Source organism: Meiothermus sp. (assembly GCF_025060375.1).
Lineage (GTDB): Bacteria > Deinococcota > Deinococci > Deinococcales > Thermaceae > Meiothermus.
Genome location: NZ_JANXCG010000051.1, coordinates 1 through 14,646, shown reverse-complemented (window position 1 = coordinate 14,646; position 14,646 = coordinate 1). Strand labels below are relative to the sequence as shown.

Below are 14,646 nucleotides of genomic sequence, written 5' to 3'. Positions count from 1 at the left end.
CACGGCAAGCTAAACCCCGTCACCCAAAGCCCCCTCACCCCCCAGTACACCGAGGCCCTGGTGGACATGATGTGCAACGAACGCCAAAAGCTCGTCTTCTCCGAGCGCAACCAGGTGGACCTGGCCTACTCGGTTCCCGGTGTGGCGCGCTTCAGGGTCAACCTCTTCCGCCAGCGGGGTTCGGTGAGCTGTGTGATGAGGGTGGTTAACTCCGACGAGGGCCGGCTCAAAATCGTCTCCCTCCCACAGGAAACCCTCCACTACTTCCGCGATCAGGAAAAGGGCTTGGTGCTCGTAACAGGCCCCACCGGCTCAGGTAAATCCACCACCTTAGCCCGCATCATTGACGAGATCAACCAGCAACACGCCAAGATGATCATCACCCTGGAGGACCCCATCGAGTATCTGCACAGGAGCAAAAAGTCCATCGTGGTGCAGCGGGAGATCGGACAAGACGTCCCCAGCTTCAAGGACGGGCTGGTGGCGGCCATGCGGCAGGACCCCGATGTGATCATGATCGGGGAGATTCGCGACCACGCTACGGCAGCCGCAGCCCTGGAAGCAGCCCAGACCGGCCACCTGGTCTTCTCCACCCTGCACACCCTGGACGCCGTGCGGACCGTCAACCGGGTGCTCGACCTGTTTCCACCCCACGAGCGGGGTGTGGCCCGAATCCTCTTCGCCGAGTCGCTGGTGGGCATCGTCTCCCAGCGCTTGCTGCCCAGCAAGCAGGGCGGACGGGTCTGCGCCATGGAGATTCTCAAGGGAACCCTGCGAATCCGCGACCTGATCAAGGACCCTGAGCGCACCCACGAAATCTACCAAGCCCTAAAGGACTCCTCGCTGGACGGCATGCAAACCTTTGACGACCACCTAGCCGAGCTCTACGCCCGCGACCAGATTGACCTGGAGACCGCCCTTGCCCACGCCACCAGCGCCCAGTATGTCAAGGTAAAGGCGCTACAGATCAACGCCGCCCGGCAAACCCTGATCGACGAAGCCGCAGCGCAGGGGAACTGACCCAACCCTTGGGCCTGAACCGTTCTTAATCTCTGAAAAGGCGCCCCTCTGCCTCCCGTAGACTGGGCTTGGTCCTATGGGAGGCTTCCGGCAATTCGTTCTTCTGGCCTGGGCCGGGCTGGCCCTGCTGGGCTGTGGGGAGGTGAGCGAAACCGCCGTCCCCGGAGGTGGGGGTAGCGTCCCGGTCCTTCCACCCATGAGCGGCCGCACCATTGTCTACCAGGGGAGCGACGAGGACTTCCTCAACCCTGAGCGGGGCTTTCACGTAGCCTTCCAGCTCCAGGAGTACAACGACTACCGCCTTGTGCGCTCAGGTGGCTGGTTTGGACTTCCGGCCAGCGTGGTCTTTGCCTACGTGAGCCTCTACGAGTACCGCAACAGCGACATCCCCCAAGGCTATCTAGAACACCTGAGAAACCGGCTGGAAAATGCTCGCCAAGGCGGGGTAAAGCTCATCCTGCGGCACTACTACGCCTTCCCTGGCAAGACCGGTTCGGAGGACGCCCCCCTACACTGGATGCTCCGGCATATTGATCAGCTCCGGCCCATCTGGCACGAGTATCAGGACATCATCTGGGCTGTGCAGGCCGGGTTCATCGGGCTTTGGGGGGAGTGGCACACCTCGAGCCACGGCCTAGATAGGCCTGAGAGCGAGGACCAGCTGGTGCGAGCCCTGCTCCGGGCCCTCCCCCAGAGCATCCCCCTACAGCTGCGCTACATGGAGGACATCATCCGGCTCTTCCCAGAACCGCTCTCCCCTGCCCAGGCCTTCAGCGGCAGCGACCAGGCCCGGGTGGGGCACCACAACGACTGCTTCCTGGCAGGGGAAAACGACGCCGGCACCTACACCTGGAACATGTGGGACGTGCAAAAAGCCTACCTGGAGAGGATAACCCGCTTTGTGCCGGTGGCCGGGGAGACCTGCGAGGTAAACTTCAACCTGCCCCGCCAGGGCTGCAGTGTAGCGCTGGCCGAGCTACGCCGTTTCAACTGGCAGGTTCTGAGCGGCACCTGGTACCAGGGCGTGCTGGACCGGTGGAAGCGGGAGGGCTGCTACCCCGAGATTGCCCGCCGTCTGGGCTACCGCTTCCGCCTGGTGCGGGCTGTTATCCCCGAGCAGCTCAGCCAGGGTGGAAGCCTGAAGATGGGCCTGGAGATCGCCAACGACGGCTTTGCCAACCCCGTCCGGCCCAGACCGGTGCACATCCTCCTGCGCAACCGGGTCACCAAGCAGGTCTACCGCTTCCCCCTCAGGGCCGACCCCCGCACCTGGGAGCCCGGCAAAACCCAGGCCCTGGTCCTGGAAGCCGGGTTGCCCGGGGAGATGCCGACCGGGGAGTACGAGGTGCTCCTCCACCTGCCCGACCCAGCCCAGAACTTGCAAAACCGCCCAGAGTACGCCATCCGGCTGGCAAACACCGGGGTCTGGGAGCCCAGCACGGGCTACAACAACCTCCAGCATGTTGTCCGGGTGCAGTAGGCCTACACCCGGACCCCCTCCCCACCCCAGCTCGAGTAGGCGTAAAAGCGGCCCCGCTCCCCCCGCAGGTAGTCCATTAGCGGCTCCAGAAGAGGGCGGTGCTCATCCAGCTTGACGGCCACCTCCTCTGCGGTGAAAAAGCGGGCCTCCACAACGTGCCCGTCGGGGTCTTTGGGGTTTAGGAGCCCCTCGTACTCAGCCCGAAAAGCCACCGCCAGCGTACGCTCATGGCGGCGGGCATCCTCCACCTGCACCAAATAGGCCAGGTGCTGGATAGCCCGCACCCTAAGCCCGGTCTCCTCCTGCACCTCCCGCTCCACCGCCGTGAGCAGGGTCTCCCCTGCCTCCACCATCCCTCCAGGTAGGGTGTAGCGCACCCGGCCCCGGCGGCCCCAGTCGTTGGCGACCAGCAGGACCCGGCCCTGCCTGTCCATCAGAATGGCCGCCACCACCAAAAGGTCACGCCGCAACCCTTGCATTGCGGGCCGCCCCTCTCCTCAGGCGGACTGGGAAGCCGCGGCCTGCGAGAGGGCCTCGAGCTGACGCTCCTGGTCGGCCTTGCGCAGAGCCTCGTGCAGCTTAGAAAGGTCACCCGAGAGCACCCCCTCCAGGTCGTGGGTGGTAAAGCCGATGCGGTGGTCGGTCACGCGCGACTGGGGAAAGTTGTAGGTGCGAATCTTCTCGCTGCGCTCGCCCGCGCCAATCTGGGCCAAACGGCTCTCCCTGCGCTTGGCCGCCTCCTCTGCCCGCCGCATCTCCAGCAGGCGGGTGCGCAGGATGGAAAGGGCCCGCTCCTTGTTCTTGATCTGGCTGCGGGACTCCATGCAGGAGACGATCAGGCCGGTGGGCTTGTGCAGGATCTGGACGGCAGAGTCAGTGGTGTTGACCCCCTGCCCTCCTGGACCCGAGGCCCGCGAAACGGTGATCTCGAGGTCGGCGGGGTCTATCTCCACATCCACCTCCTCGGCCTCGGGCATCACCGCCACGGTGGCGGTGGAGGTATGGATGCGGCCCTGGGTCTCGGTGGCCGGAACCCGTTGTACCCGGTGCACCCCAGCCTCGTACTTCAGGTAGCCGTAGGCCCCGGGCCCGTTTACCCCAAAGACCACCTTGGAAACCCCCCCCAGGTCGGTCAGGGAGGTATCCAAAACCTCCACCCGGTACCCGCCCCGGCGGGCGTACTCCATGATCATGTCCCGAAGCTCGGCAGCAAAGAGGGCCGCTTCCTCTCCCCCTGTGCCCGCCCGAACCTCCACGATGGCGTTCTTCTCGTCCAAAGGGTCTTTGGGCAGCAAGAGCAGCTCCAACTCCGCCTCGAGCGCGCGGATGCGCACCTCCAGCTCCTGCAGGTCGGCCCGGGCCATCTCCCCAAGTTCGGGGTCAGAGAGCAGCTCGCGGGCCTCTTCCCGCTGGGCAAGGGCTTGCTTGTAGGCGCGAATGGTCCTGATAAGGTGCCCCATCTCGGCGTAACGCTTGGTGATGCGCTGATAGGCCGAAGGGTTGCTCAGCACCGCTGGGTCCGCCAGTTGCTGCTCCAGGGTCTGGTACTCCTTCTCCAAAGGCTCGAGCTTCTCCAACATAGCCGGTCACTGCTTACCAGGATACCGCCTCCTGGACCCACCCACAGCAGGCCCTTTCCCCAAAGCCTGGGTAACGCCCGAATTAACACCCCTTTGGGCTCGCCCACGCGGCTTTTGGAGGATTTTCTGTCCACCAAGGGCGCCTTCACCTATAGGTAATGCCCCAGGTAACTGGTCTTTCATGCACACGGACGGCCTTTGCCCTACAAAGTCGGGTATGCAACTGGTCCATCTCGCTTGCGCGGCGGCCATCCTGCTCTTGAGCGGCTGCAGCCAAACCACCGCTGTGATGGCCGAATTTTCGCAACAAACAAGGCACCCCATCGCCACCGCCACCCTGGACGCCGGAAACACAGGGCTGGCCGCCTACTACTGCAGGCGGGCCCTCTGCGCCGGGGATGACGCGCAGAACCAATCGGTGGGGGCCTTCCTGGCCTTTGACCTGGGAGGGCTGGAGCAACCCCAGCACCTGAGGGCCACCCTCCGCCTCTACCAGGGCGAAGCCCGCTCCGTCTATGCGGAGCTGGGCGAGCTTCTCGTGGAGCGGATTCAGGTTGGGGAATTCAGGAGCCCTGAAGCCCTCGAGGCCCCTGCCCTCACCGCCCAGGTCAACCGGGCCGATGGGGAGGGGTACCTCGAGCTCGACGTCACCCCGGCTCTCCGACAAGCCCTGGCCGAAGGGAAGACCCAGCTGCAGTTCCGCCTACGCTTCAGCCGGCCTACCAACGGAAACGGGCGGGGCGACCTGGCCATCTTCGGCGCTAGGGAGGAGTACAGGCCCGCGCTGGTCCTGCGCTAGGGAACCCGCACAGTCTGGTTCAGCCGGTTGTAGCCGGTTGTCGCCTCCCAAAGGCCCGGGTTGGCCAGGCGGATGGCGTACTCCGGCCGGTTTTGCAGGCTCTGGGCCGCATCCGGCAGATGCAGCAACAGCTCGTAGCTTCCGGCCGGCATGCCTGCGGGCAGGGCCTGATCCACCTGCAGGGTATGGGTGCTCCCAGCGTACCAGCGGCGCGGATCGGCGTTCAGGGCCAGGCTGTAGACCTGGCCGCTTTGCGTGTTACGCAGCAGAAGGCGCACCGGACGAGGGTTGTAGGGCGCGGCCCAGCCGTCGTTGCGCAGGACCAAGCGCAACCGCAGCCGCCGGCCCTCAGCCACCTCCTGCACCACTGACTCCACCAGGGCGAGCCGGTAGCCCAGCCTGCGGGCAATGGTGTCGTAGATGCCCCACTGCCGCCAGCGGTCCACGTTGCCAAAGTCGTTGGCGATGAAGCTCCAGTTGAAGCGGGCAAGCTCCGCGAGCTGGCCCTCAGGGGTACGGCGCCCGTAGGGGTCGTGGCCGGCCTCCGGCACGTCCCCGCACATCTCCCCACCCACCGCCATGTAGCGGGTCAGGCCCTGAAGGTAGTTCCGGTCGGCGGTGCGCTGGGGGTCATCCCAAGCGTAGGTTCCGGCGTCGGACTGGTTCACCATGAAGCAGTCGTTGTGGTGGGCCAGCCGCGAGGCGATGTGGTTTGGGTCAAAAGCCTCCGCCTCGCCAAAGCCCCCCGGTGCGAACAGGCGCAGGTTCCACACGTAGCGGAGCTGAATCCGGCGGTCCTGAGGCAGGGCCCGGGCCAGCGCGTAGAAAATTTCCCTCAGGTCATTTTCTGAGAGGTTAGCGTAGCTGTGCCATTCACCCCAAGGCCCTGCAAACCCAGCCTGCATGACCGCAATGACGTCGGCGTTGTTCCGCAGGAGAGGGGTGAGCTGCTCTATGTGGCGCAGAATCCGGTCCCTGGAGGCGGTGGTGGTCTCACCCCAGGTGTACCAGAAGCGCACCGAGGCCTTCAGGCCCGCCCGGCGCATCTCGTCGAAGCGGCTTTGGAGCTGGGCGATGTAGCCGGGGTCGATGTCGCTGTGCTGGAAGTGCTGGAGGCTGATGTAGGCATGGATCATGCTGTAGCCCCGGCCCCGCATCCCGGCCAGGTCCAGCCCTGCCAGGCTGCGGGAGCCGATGCCGTAGCCGAACTGCACCCCAGGCCGGAAGCCCCGCTCGGGGTTGAGGAAGATCTCATCCGTGGTCGTGTAGGTTACGGTCTTCCCGCTCAAAGGAGCGGAACTGCTGCCCGTGCTCGAGCCGGGCTCACCTTCGGTCTGAGCGCCGCAAGCCGCTAGGAGCAGGACCAGCAAGGCGCTAAACCAAACATGGGGGTAGGGTCCGCTGCCACTCACGCCGAGAGCCTACATTGGTGTCCCCCGGCGTGACGTTAGTTGGAGATTAAGTAACGTTTAGACCCCACATCCCGTGAATGACCGATTATAAAGGGATTTTTAGCCATTTCTAAGCAAGTAACGAAGGTCCCTTAGGAGCGGGTCAGAACCCCTTCCAGGGTTTTTTCGTAGACCTCGAGGTAGCGGGGCAGCACCACCTCGGGGCGGAAGTGGGCAACGGCCCGCTCCCGAGCTGCCTCGCCCATGTTGCGACGGCGAGTGCGGCTCTGCAGGATTTCCAGGCTGGCCTCCAGCATGGCCTGGATGTCCCCCACAGGGCACAAAAACCCCGTCCGCCCGTCCTCCACCAGCTCCGGCAGCCCTCCTACCCGGCTGGCCACCACCGGCACCCCGCTGGCCATAGCCTCCAGGGCCACCAACCCAAAGGACTCCTGCTCTGAGGGCAACAGCAACAGGTCCGCCACGCTCATGAACTTCTCTATCTGCGGGGTGGACTCCAAGAACTGCACCCGCCCGGCTATCTCCAGCTCGTGAGCCAGCTCAATGGCGTCCTGGCGCAAGGGCCCCTCCCCAATCATGAGCATCCGGGCGGGCATCCGCTCGGCCACACCGGCAAAAACCCGAAGCGCGTCCAGCGGGCGCTTGACCGAGCGGAAGTTAGAGACGTGCAGAACGATGGCCTCCTCGGGCTGAGCGAAGCGGGCCCGGTAGGCAGGATCGCGGTTGGGCTTGAAGCGCTCGGGGTCAACCCAGTTGTAGATGACCTCAATCTCGCGCTCCACCCCCAGCTTGGCTCGAGCGTCTTGGGCTAAGGAATGGGAAACCGCCGTCACCGCATCCGAGGTACGCACAGCGTGCCGGGTGGTTCTGGAGAAGGCCGGTTCCTGGCCCACCAGGGTCACATCGGTACCGTGCAGGGTGGTCACCACCTTGATGGGCAAGCCCATCTCGCGGGCCAGGATGGCGCTGGTGGCGTGGGGAATAGCGTAGTGGGCGTGCACCAGCTCAATGCTGTACCGCTCAATCAGCTCAGCGATGGAATTGGCTGCGGTGATGGGGGTAAGGGGCTCCCGAAAAAGGGGGTAGTCGGCCGAGAGCACCTGGTGGAAGTGCAGCGAGCCAGCCCCTAGGGGCTTCTTCAAAAGCCCCAGCCAGCGGGCCACGCTCTTGCGCGACTCCTGGAAGATGCGGCCCAGGCCGCCCACCGGATTTTGTCCCGTGGAGAGCAGGTTGCTGCTCAAGCCCAGCTGGCTGAGCCGCTCCTCGGTCAGACGGAAGGGCCGCTCGGTGGCCACCACGTGTACGGTGTGCCCCAGCCCAGCCAAGGCTAGCGCCAGCTCAGTGGCCACCACTCCAGAGCCCCCGGCGCTGGCGTGGCAGAGAATGGCGACCTTCATCGGACCTCCTTTCAAGCCCCTCATGAGCCCATCCTGCCTGCGCCGGTTCAGCGCAGCTTCAGGCAGGGCAGCCTCTCAGGGGTGAGTGTACGCTACCGCCAAAGGATGAGAAATTCAGTAGGCTCACGTTTCACCTTGGGTACAAGGCCAACCCACTCACCACCGGACGCGGCCCTAAGGGGCCGCCGTTGGGGTTTTTGAGCTGCCCCCTAACCCAGAGCTGGGCCGAGCCACCCCCATCCATGCGAATCGCGCCCCAAAAGCCCATCTCCTGCAAAACCCGGGCCAGCGCCTCAGGGCGCATGGGCTCAGTCACGATGAAGGTGAGGGCGCCGTCCTGTGTCCAGGCCACCGCCGACTGCGCTGCCACCGCCTCCACTGGGGCGCGGTCGCGGAAGGGTTCAGCGGTAGGGCTGAAGACGTTGGCGCCGCTTTGGATGAGCAAAGGCCCCGCCTCCAAAGCGTAGCTCACGGCAGGCTCGAGCCGCACCAGAAGCCTGATCCGCTCCCCGGTTCGTGCCAGGGGCTCGGACAGGGGAAAGCTCAGGGCCCAGTGCCCCTCGGGAAGCTCCGCAGGGGCTGGAAGGGTTGCAACGACCCGCTCGCCCTGCACCAGGTGCACCCCCTCCCCCACCCGGCCCACCGGGCCCGGGAGAGTGTGGGCGGTGTAGCGGGCCCGGGCCAGGTTCAACCCCACCTGAACCCGCCTCCCGTCCGGAAGCTCCACCCAAGCGGCGAACTGGGCGCGGCCTGCAAAGACGCTCCCCCCCTCCCAGAAAAGCGTGCTGCGTCCGTAGGGAAAGCTCAGGGGGACCCCCCCCCGTACCCAGAGGCCGATTGGGGTGGCCGTGCGCCCGTCGAAGTAACCCCCGTTGAGCAGGGCCAGCGCCCCCGGGGCCATCTCCGGTAAGACCCGGCGCTCCCCCGGCCGGCCCACTGGCTCCATGTGCCAGCGGTCCGGAAGAGCCTGAAGGGTGTACATCCGCACCGGCTCGGGCGCCCAAACCCACAGCTCCCGGTAGCGGAAGCCCAGGGCCACCTCCTCTTCCCGCTCGGGCTCGAGGTAGTACACATCCAACACGTAGCGGCTGGGATCGCGCAACCCAAAGGCCCGGTAGCGGTAGAAGCGGCCCGGAGGTGCGGTCAGGGTGAGCCAGGTACCCTCTTTCTCGTAGCGGAAGTCCAGTTCCACCCCCGAGGGCCGCACCTCTTCCAGCCCCGGAAGAAAGTAGGGCAGGCGCAGCTCGAGCCGCCTGGGGTAAGGACCCAGCTCGGCGGTGGGAAGCTCAGCCGGAGGAGCGGGCAGGTCCAGCACCAGCCGCAGCCGGCGCCCATCGGCCGAGTAGCGCACCCCCGCCTCAGGGGCCTCCACCAGCCCAGCCGCTCGCACCACCTCCAAAGGGAGGCGCCCCCCCTCCGGCGGGGGTAGCCCCGCCTCCAGCGGGGGCGTCCAGCCCAGGCCGGGCACATAGGCAAACCGCAGGTCCGCCCGGCGGAAAGTGGTGGCCTCCCCTTCCTGCACCACCTCCAGGCCAAAGCGGTGGGCGGGCAGAAGGCGGGGTGGCCCACCTACCTGGGCACAGGCCACCAGAAGAGCGAAGCCAAGGGCGATGAACAGGTGCCGCACAAGCCCATCTCACCCCACCCAGGCCGGTTTTGGATGAGAGGCCCCTCAGGGCACAGCAGCGCAGGCCCGGGCGGGGGTAGGCTCGGACAGCGTGGAGTCCAGCGGGGTGAGGGTGAGGCAGACCTCCTGACCCCTTCGTCCTTCCAGGCGCAAAAGGGTTGTGTACAGGGGTTGGGGCCGGTCGGTCTGAATCTCGGCGTAGGGTAGGCCAATGGCCTGCCCCCCAACCTGGGCTTCCAGACGATACCGCTTAGCCCAGCTCCACTCCGCAAAGGTGAGCTGCAGGGTCTCAGACCCGGCAGGGTCAAGCCGTAGCAGGGTCATCTGGCGGGGCGGCTGGTTGCGGTAGCAGGCCCGGGTGCGGGCCAGGGTGTATGCCCCCCCTCCTTCGAGCTCAATCCGCAGGGTATCGGTCTGCAAACCCGGCCCAGGACAGGCCTTGGCCTGCAGGCTGAGCTGCACCGACTGCCCTGGAGAAAGCTCGGGGTTGGCGGGCAGGATGGCCCCGGCCAACCAGCCCCCGCCCACCTCCACCCGGGCCAGCCGCAGGGCCACCGCCCCCACGTTCCGCAGGGTCTGGTTCAGGGGGTAGGCCGTGGCAAAGGTGGTCTGGTGGAGCCCCCCGTCCAGGCGCAGCAGGGGTGTGCTGTAGTAGGCCCGGATGGCCGCGATGTCGCCCGCGCTCAAACCCTGCCGCTGGCCCAGCCGCTCCGGTGGAACCCCGTTTTTGGGCCGGATGGTGGGCTGGCCGTTCTTGGAAAAAGCCCGCGCCGGGTAGTGCATGATGGAGTCATAGTCGTAGGGGCCTTGCAGGCGGCCGTGGGTGCCTATTTTTTTGAACTCCGAGCGGAAGTCGTCCTGGATGTTCTCCCACACGATCTCCACGTACTCATCCCGGTCGGCCCGGCTCTGCTCATGCCAGAAGCCCAGGGCATGGAGGATTTCATGGACCACCGTGCCCATGGGCGGCACCCCATCCTGGCCGCAGTAGACGTCGAGGTCTTGCGCCCCTCCTACCCGACCAATGCGGGACCAGCAGGACTGCGGCCTGCCGTCGCTTATAAAGCGCACGTAGTCGGCCTCGCTGGAGCGCTCAACGAAGCGGATGGGGGTGTTCTCGTGCAGGTGGGCGATGGCCTGGCGGATCCGCTCCCGCTGGGCTTCGCTCACCCCAGGGTCTATGGCGTAGGGCACCACCCCACCCGGCCAGAGGGCGCCCCAGGAGAAGGGCTCGTGAACCAGGGCCTGGGAGGCCACGCCCTCCGGCCTGGACACGGGGCGCCTGGGCACCAGGATATCCCCCTCCACCAGCAGGTGTTCCGGGTCACCCGGGATTACCCGGCCCATGAGCTGGGCTTCCCTTCCATCGGGCAGGGCTACCCAGACGGGTTCCCAAACCGGTCGCTCCATCTTTATCGCGGTTGGCCCCGAGCAAGCGGCAAGGGCCAGCAGAAACAGCCAGAAGATCCTCATAGCTACCTCCCACAGCCGGCCAGGCAGGGTGCCGTGGCCAGGGTGAACTCGAGGCTCCTCTCCAGCCCTCCCACCCGCACGCTCAGCCGCGCCGGCGCCGCCAGGTAGGTCCAGACCTCACCCGGCTCGGGCCCTTTGAGCTCCAGCACCAGCCGCTCGAGCCCGGACTTCTCCGGCAGGTAGCGGTAGCTCACCTGGTCCACCGCCCCGCCCACCAGCTGGCCGGTGAGCTGCACTTCCAAGGCCGCCGGAGGAGGGTTGAACCCCCCCTGGCGTTCCAGCCTTACTCCGAGCTCCACCTGGGCCCCCGCGGGCACCACCAGCGGGTCAGGGAGCGGGCCCAGGTTAAACCCGCCCACCAGGGCCTCGAAGCGGGCCTCTACCCGCCGGTTCTCCGAAAGCACCAGCTGGCAGGCCCCAAACCCTGAGCAGTCCCCGCTCCAGCCAGCAAAGAAGAAGGCGTCGCTGGGTTGAGCCTCGAGCCGGGCCACACTGCCAGAGGAGAGCCGGTAGGTGCAGCTCTGGCCCGCTGGGCAGGTCTCGCCGCGACCATCGTAGCTAACCCGCACCTGCCCTCCTGGATCCACCCGAACCACCAACTCCTTTAGGCTCGCCCCTGGGGTGCTGCAGCCGGCCAGCCCGAGGAGCCAAAGCAACCATCCTATGCGCTTCATGCTCACCTGCCGAAAACCCCACCCCCAGGCCGGGGTCGGCCGGGGGTGGGTCCGTACCAAAACACTAGAACCCACTGCAACTGGTTCGCAAGAGGTCGACCCGTCGGTACAGCCCGCTGGCGTTGCCGTAATCCGTGCCGTCTCCCTGCGGCGGGAAGTTGTAGAGCACCCGGCCAGCGCTGGGGCAGTAGACCTGGCCGCCGGCGTCTATGGCCAGGTAGTAGTAGGCCCCGACCGAAGGGGCTACAGCGGGCACCAGGATGCGGTAGTTGCCGCTGCCGTCCGCAATCGCGATGTTGAAGGCCAGCACGTTGTCCCGGTTGAGCGCCGCCAGCACCAAAGCACCGGGCGCAGTCTGGCCGTAGAGGTGGTACATGTCGTCGGCCAGGATGGCCCCGCCGCCATAGCTCAGGTCGCTGTCCTGCAGGGTGCTGAAGGGTTGGGCAGGATTGATGGCCGCCTCCAGGTGGAAGGTGGGGAAGAGGGGGAAGCCCAGCTTGGTGAGGTCAAAGAGGCCCACATCGCTCATGAGCGAGAGCACGTTCTGGGCGCTCTGGCCCTTCTTCTTGGCGGTCTGCACCTGGTAGCGCCCCACGCCCTCGCCTCCTTGGGTGGCGTAGTCCAGCGTACCCAGGCCCAGGAGGTCGGCGGTGGCGTTTTCCAGGTCGTTGGGGTTGTTCACCTCCAGGGTAACCCCCAGGGCGTACTGGTACATGAACTGCTGGGCCCCATCGGGGTCATAGCCCCCTACGCTTCCGTTCGCCCTTATCCCGGGAATGTCCCACTGGAAGGTGGCCCGCACCTTGGGCCGGGCGGTGTTGGCCGCGTCGCCGCAGTTGTCCACCGGGTTGATGACCCCATCCCCATCGCTGTCCCCTTTGAAGGCGTTCTGGGTCGCGTTGTCGGTCTTGAGGCCGGGGGCCGTGACCTGGCTCCCCGCCGAGGCGTTGTTGCCGGTATCCTCACTGGCGCTGAAAAGCCCCACCTTCTGGGGTGCGGCCAGGCTGGCGCTGCCGGCCTGGGCAGAGAAGTTGAAGAGGGCCAGCTTGTTGTCGTTGCTGTTGGCGCTGGTCTTCTGCCCCTTCTGGCCGTTGCTGGCCGTGGCCGGGGTGGGGTCCACCTCCAGAGGGCTTTCGCAGATGAGGGAGTCCCCCTCCTGATGGGCCACCACCAAGAGGGTGTCCTGGCCGGTGGGCACGTTCCCCTCAAAGTTTCCCTGGGCGTTCACATCCATCTTCGCCACAATTTTGCCGTCCTTGTCCACCGCCACTACCTGCTTCTCGTCGGTGTTGAAGAGCGCCTTCTTGCCGGCCTGGGCGGCCAGGACCTCCGAGAGCACCAAGGCGTTGAGCCCGCGGACGGCGTCTTGCTGAAGTCCCAGCTGCTGGCGCAGGAGCTGGTTCACCCCCTGTACCCCAAGGCGCTGCAGGAGCTGAAGGCCCTGGGGGGCTTGCTGCAAGCCGTACTTCGTACCCCCACTCAGCGAACCCTGGATGCGGGCAGTGTTCCCCCCGCCGCCCCCGCAGGCCGCCAGGGTCAGAACACCACCCACCAGAAGAACTCCCAAACCGCTCCTCCTCAACCGCATAGCCTTATCACCTCCGGCCCTCACCCTAGCCACTCCCCCCTTACAAAACCCTTAACCGCGAAAGCCTAGGGCTCCAGGGAACGGCCCACATCCAGCAGCCGCATCTCGCAGGCCTGGGGAGCGCAGCTCTCCGGTGGCAGGGGCCGGGCCCGGCCACGCAGCCGCTCGGCAAGGCCAGCGGGGGAGAGGCCAGGCTCACGGGACAGGAGCAGGGCTGCTGCCCCACCCACCAAAGGCGCGGCAAAGGAGGTACCCTGGACATAGGCGTACCCTGGGGCTCCCTGGGAAAACCCCAGGCTGAGCAAGCCGTCGGGCTGGCCGTCGTTGTCGTCGTCGCGGGAGAGCATCCCACCGGGGGCGTAGAGGTCTACGCGGGGGCCGTAGTTGGCGTAGCTCGCCCGCCGGTTCAGGGCGTCGGTGGCCCCCACCGCGATTACCCCCGGGCAGGAGGCGGGCTCAAAACCCTCTGCGGGGCGATTCTGGTTCCCCGCGGCGGCCACCAGCACCACCCCCAGGTCCAGCACCCGCCGGGTGGCCTCGTACCAGGGCGAGCCGGGCGGACAGGTTCCCTCGCCCCCAAAGGAAAGGTTGATCACCCGCACCGGATAGGGGTTGAGCGGCACCCCCGGTACCGGCAGGCCGGCCAGCCACAGGAGGGCCTCGATGGCATCGGCGTCGTCCCCCTCGAGCCCCCCAAAGGCCCGGGCCATCACCCCACCAGCGCCCCAGTGCACCCCGGCGATGCCCCTCTGGTTGTCGCTCTTGGCCAGCATCAGGCCCATCACCTGGGTGCCGTGGAAACCGGTCAGCTCCCCATTCCGCAAGGGCTCGCTGGGGTCGGGGTCGCGCCCGTCGCAGTCGCCCGCCGCCTGGGGATCGCTCACGAAGTCGTAGCCCTCCACCCTTCCCAGGTCGGGGTGGGGAAGCACCCCAGAGTCCACCGCCCCTATCCAGATGGGCTTTCCTACCCCGGTCTCCACCGCCCAGGCCCGCTCCATGCCGATGGCCCGGAGGTACCACTGCCGGGGGTAGAGGGGATCGTTGGGCTGGCGGAAAAGGCGTAGCCGCCGGTAGGGCAGACCGGTTGGGACAGCGCCTTCCCGCAGGCGGTAGAGGGCAAAGCCAGGCAGGGCTGAGGGGCGTACCCATGTGAGCTGGGGGGGTACAGGCTCCCCCTGCCTCAGCAGGTAGGTGGGGCCGCTGGCTGCGGCGCAAGCCCGCACCACCCGCAGGGCAAAGCCCAAGCGCAACTCCCCTCGCCCCCAACGCACCAACAGGGCAGGGGCGTAGTCGCCCGGTGGGGTTTCCGGAGAGACCCGCAGGGAGAGGCTGAGGGAGGTCGGATAGGCCACCTCCAGGGTCTCCAGGCCCAGGCTAAGCCCCTCAGGTGGCCCCTCCAGGGCCAGCCGCACGGAAAACGCGGCGCCCGGGGAGGGGTTCAGCTGCAGCCGAAGGGCAGCGCTCCCCCCCGTGTCCACCACCAGCCGCGGGGGGGGTCAGATCGACCACGACCCCCCCACCCCCGACCACCACGGCCAAAACAACAAACCAACAAAAAACCACAAAACCCCAAAGAGCAAAAAGTAAAAGAAGACG

The 14,646-nt window shown here is 66.6% G+C and carries 12 protein-coding genes; 3 read left to right on the top strand and 9 right to left on the bottom strand.

Annotated elements, in window-relative coordinates; translation table 11 throughout:
• On the top strand, positions 1 to 1,020 hold a 1,020-nt coding region (locus NZ849_RS06520; protein ID WP_295405513.1), incomplete at its 5' end, for a type IV pilus twitching motility protein PilT.
• A 76-nt stretch (positions 1,021 to 1,096) separates the two neighbouring features.
• Positions 1,097 to 2,500 carry a DUF4832 domain-containing protein gene (locus NZ849_RS06515; protein ID WP_295405511.1) on the top strand — a complete coding sequence of 468 codons (1,404 nt, stop codon included), beginning with the start codon at positions 1,097 to 1,099 and terminating at the stop codon, positions 2,498 to 2,500.
• A 2-nt stretch (positions 2,501 to 2,502) separates the two neighbouring features.
• Here the strand turns inward: NZ849_RS06515 and NZ849_RS06510 are convergent, their stop codons facing one another.
• Both NZ849_RS06510 and prfA read right to left on the bottom strand, forming a co-directional pair.
• Positions 2,503 to 2,970 carry an NUDIX hydrolase gene (locus NZ849_RS06510; protein WP_295405518.1) on the bottom strand — a complete coding sequence of 156 codons (468 nt, stop codon included), beginning with the start codon at positions 2,968 to 2,970 and terminating at the stop codon, positions 2,503 to 2,505.
• 27 nt (positions 2,971 to 2,997) lie between these two features.
• Complete coding sequence (gene prfA / locus NZ849_RS06505; RefSeq protein ID WP_295405510.1) at positions 2,998 to 4,080, bottom strand: peptide chain release factor 1; 1,083 nt, start codon at positions 4,078 to 4,080, stop codon at positions 2,998 to 3,000.
• A 217-nt stretch (positions 4,081 to 4,297) separates the two neighbouring features.
• Here prfA and NZ849_RS06500 point away from each other — a divergent pair, with 217 nt between their 5' ends.
• The gene (locus tag NZ849_RS06500) at positions 4,298 to 4,879 is read left to right on the top strand and encodes a hypothetical protein (protein ID WP_295405508.1); all 582 of its coding nucleotides are present in this window, start codon (positions 4,298 to 4,300) and stop codon (positions 4,877 to 4,879) included.
• Here the strand turns inward: NZ849_RS06500 and NZ849_RS06495 are convergent.
• The 7 genes from NZ849_RS06495 to NZ849_RS06465 form a co-directional block, all read right to left on the bottom strand.
• On the bottom strand, positions 4,876 to 6,291 hold the full coding sequence (locus tag NZ849_RS06495) for a DUF4832 domain-containing protein (RefSeq protein ID WP_295405506.1): 1,416 nt from the start codon (positions 6,289 to 6,291) through the stop codon (positions 4,876 to 4,878). The genes NZ849_RS06500 and NZ849_RS06495 overlap by 4 nt on opposite strands.
• Positions 6,292 to 6,422: 131 nt before the next feature.
• On the bottom strand, positions 6,423 to 7,688 hold the full coding sequence (gene bshA / locus NZ849_RS06490) for an N-acetyl-alpha-D-glucosaminyl L-malate synthase BshA (protein WP_295405504.1): 1,266 nt from the start codon (positions 7,686 to 7,688) through the stop codon (positions 6,423 to 6,425).
• Between the two features lie 130 nt (positions 7,689 to 7,818).
• The gene (locus NZ849_RS06485) at positions 7,819 to 9,315 is read right to left on the bottom strand and encodes a phosphodiester glycosidase family protein (RefSeq protein WP_318773509.1); all 1,497 of its coding nucleotides are present in this window, start codon (positions 9,313 to 9,315) and stop codon (positions 7,819 to 7,821) included.
• Between the two features lie 45 nt (positions 9,316 to 9,360).
• The gene (locus NZ849_RS06480; RefSeq protein WP_295405502.1) at positions 9,361 to 10,788 is read right to left on the bottom strand and encodes a M12 family metallopeptidase; all 1,428 of its coding nucleotides are present in this window, start codon (positions 10,786 to 10,788) and stop codon (positions 9,361 to 9,363) included.
• Positions 10,789 to 10,790: 2 nt separating this feature from the next.
• Positions 10,791 to 11,462 (bottom strand): hypothetical protein, encoded by a 672-nt coding sequence (locus NZ849_RS06475; protein ID WP_295405500.1) that lies wholly within the window; start codon positions 11,460 to 11,462, stop codon positions 10,791 to 10,793.
• Positions 11,463 to 11,526: 64 nt separating this feature from the next.
• Positions 11,527 to 13,029, bottom strand: coding sequence for a hypothetical protein (locus tag NZ849_RS06470; protein WP_295405498.1), 1,503 nt, complete (start codon positions 13,027 to 13,029; stop codon positions 11,527 to 11,529).
• A gap of 86 nt (positions 13,030 to 13,115) precedes the next feature.
• A complete protein-coding gene (locus tag NZ849_RS06465) occupies positions 13,116 to 14,462 on the bottom strand; it encodes a S8 family serine peptidase (RefSeq protein ID WP_295405496.1) in 1,347 nt (448 codons plus the stop codon).
• Between the last annotated feature and the right edge of the window lie 184 nt (positions 14,463 to 14,646).

What these genes read in the sequence shown, in the direction of transcription:
- NZ849_RS06480 (WP_295405502.1), bottom strand. Translation starts at nt 10,788, where the DNA reads ATGAGGATCTTCTGGCTGTTTCTGCTGGCCCTTGCCGCTTGCTCGGGG.
- prfA (WP_295405510.1), bottom strand. Translation starts at nt 4,080, where the DNA reads ATGTTGGAGAAGCTCGAGCCTTTGGAGAAGGAGTACCAGACCCTGGAG.
- NZ849_RS06515 (WP_295405511.1), top strand. Translation starts at nt 1,097, where the DNA reads ATGGGAGGCTTCCGGCAATTCGTTCTTCTGGCCTGGGCCGGGCTGGCC.
- bshA (WP_295405504.1), bottom strand. Translation starts at nt 7,688, where the DNA reads ATGAAGGTCGCCATTCTCTGCCACGCCAGCGCCGGGGGCTCTGGAGTG.
- NZ849_RS06500 (WP_295405508.1), top strand. Translation starts at nt 4,298, where the DNA reads ATGCAACTGGTCCATCTCGCTTGCGCGGCGGCCATCCTGCTCTTGAGC.
- NZ849_RS06475 (WP_295405500.1), bottom strand. Translation starts at nt 11,462, where the DNA reads ATGAAGCGCATAGGATGGTTGCTTTGGCTCCTCGGGCTGGCCGGCTGC.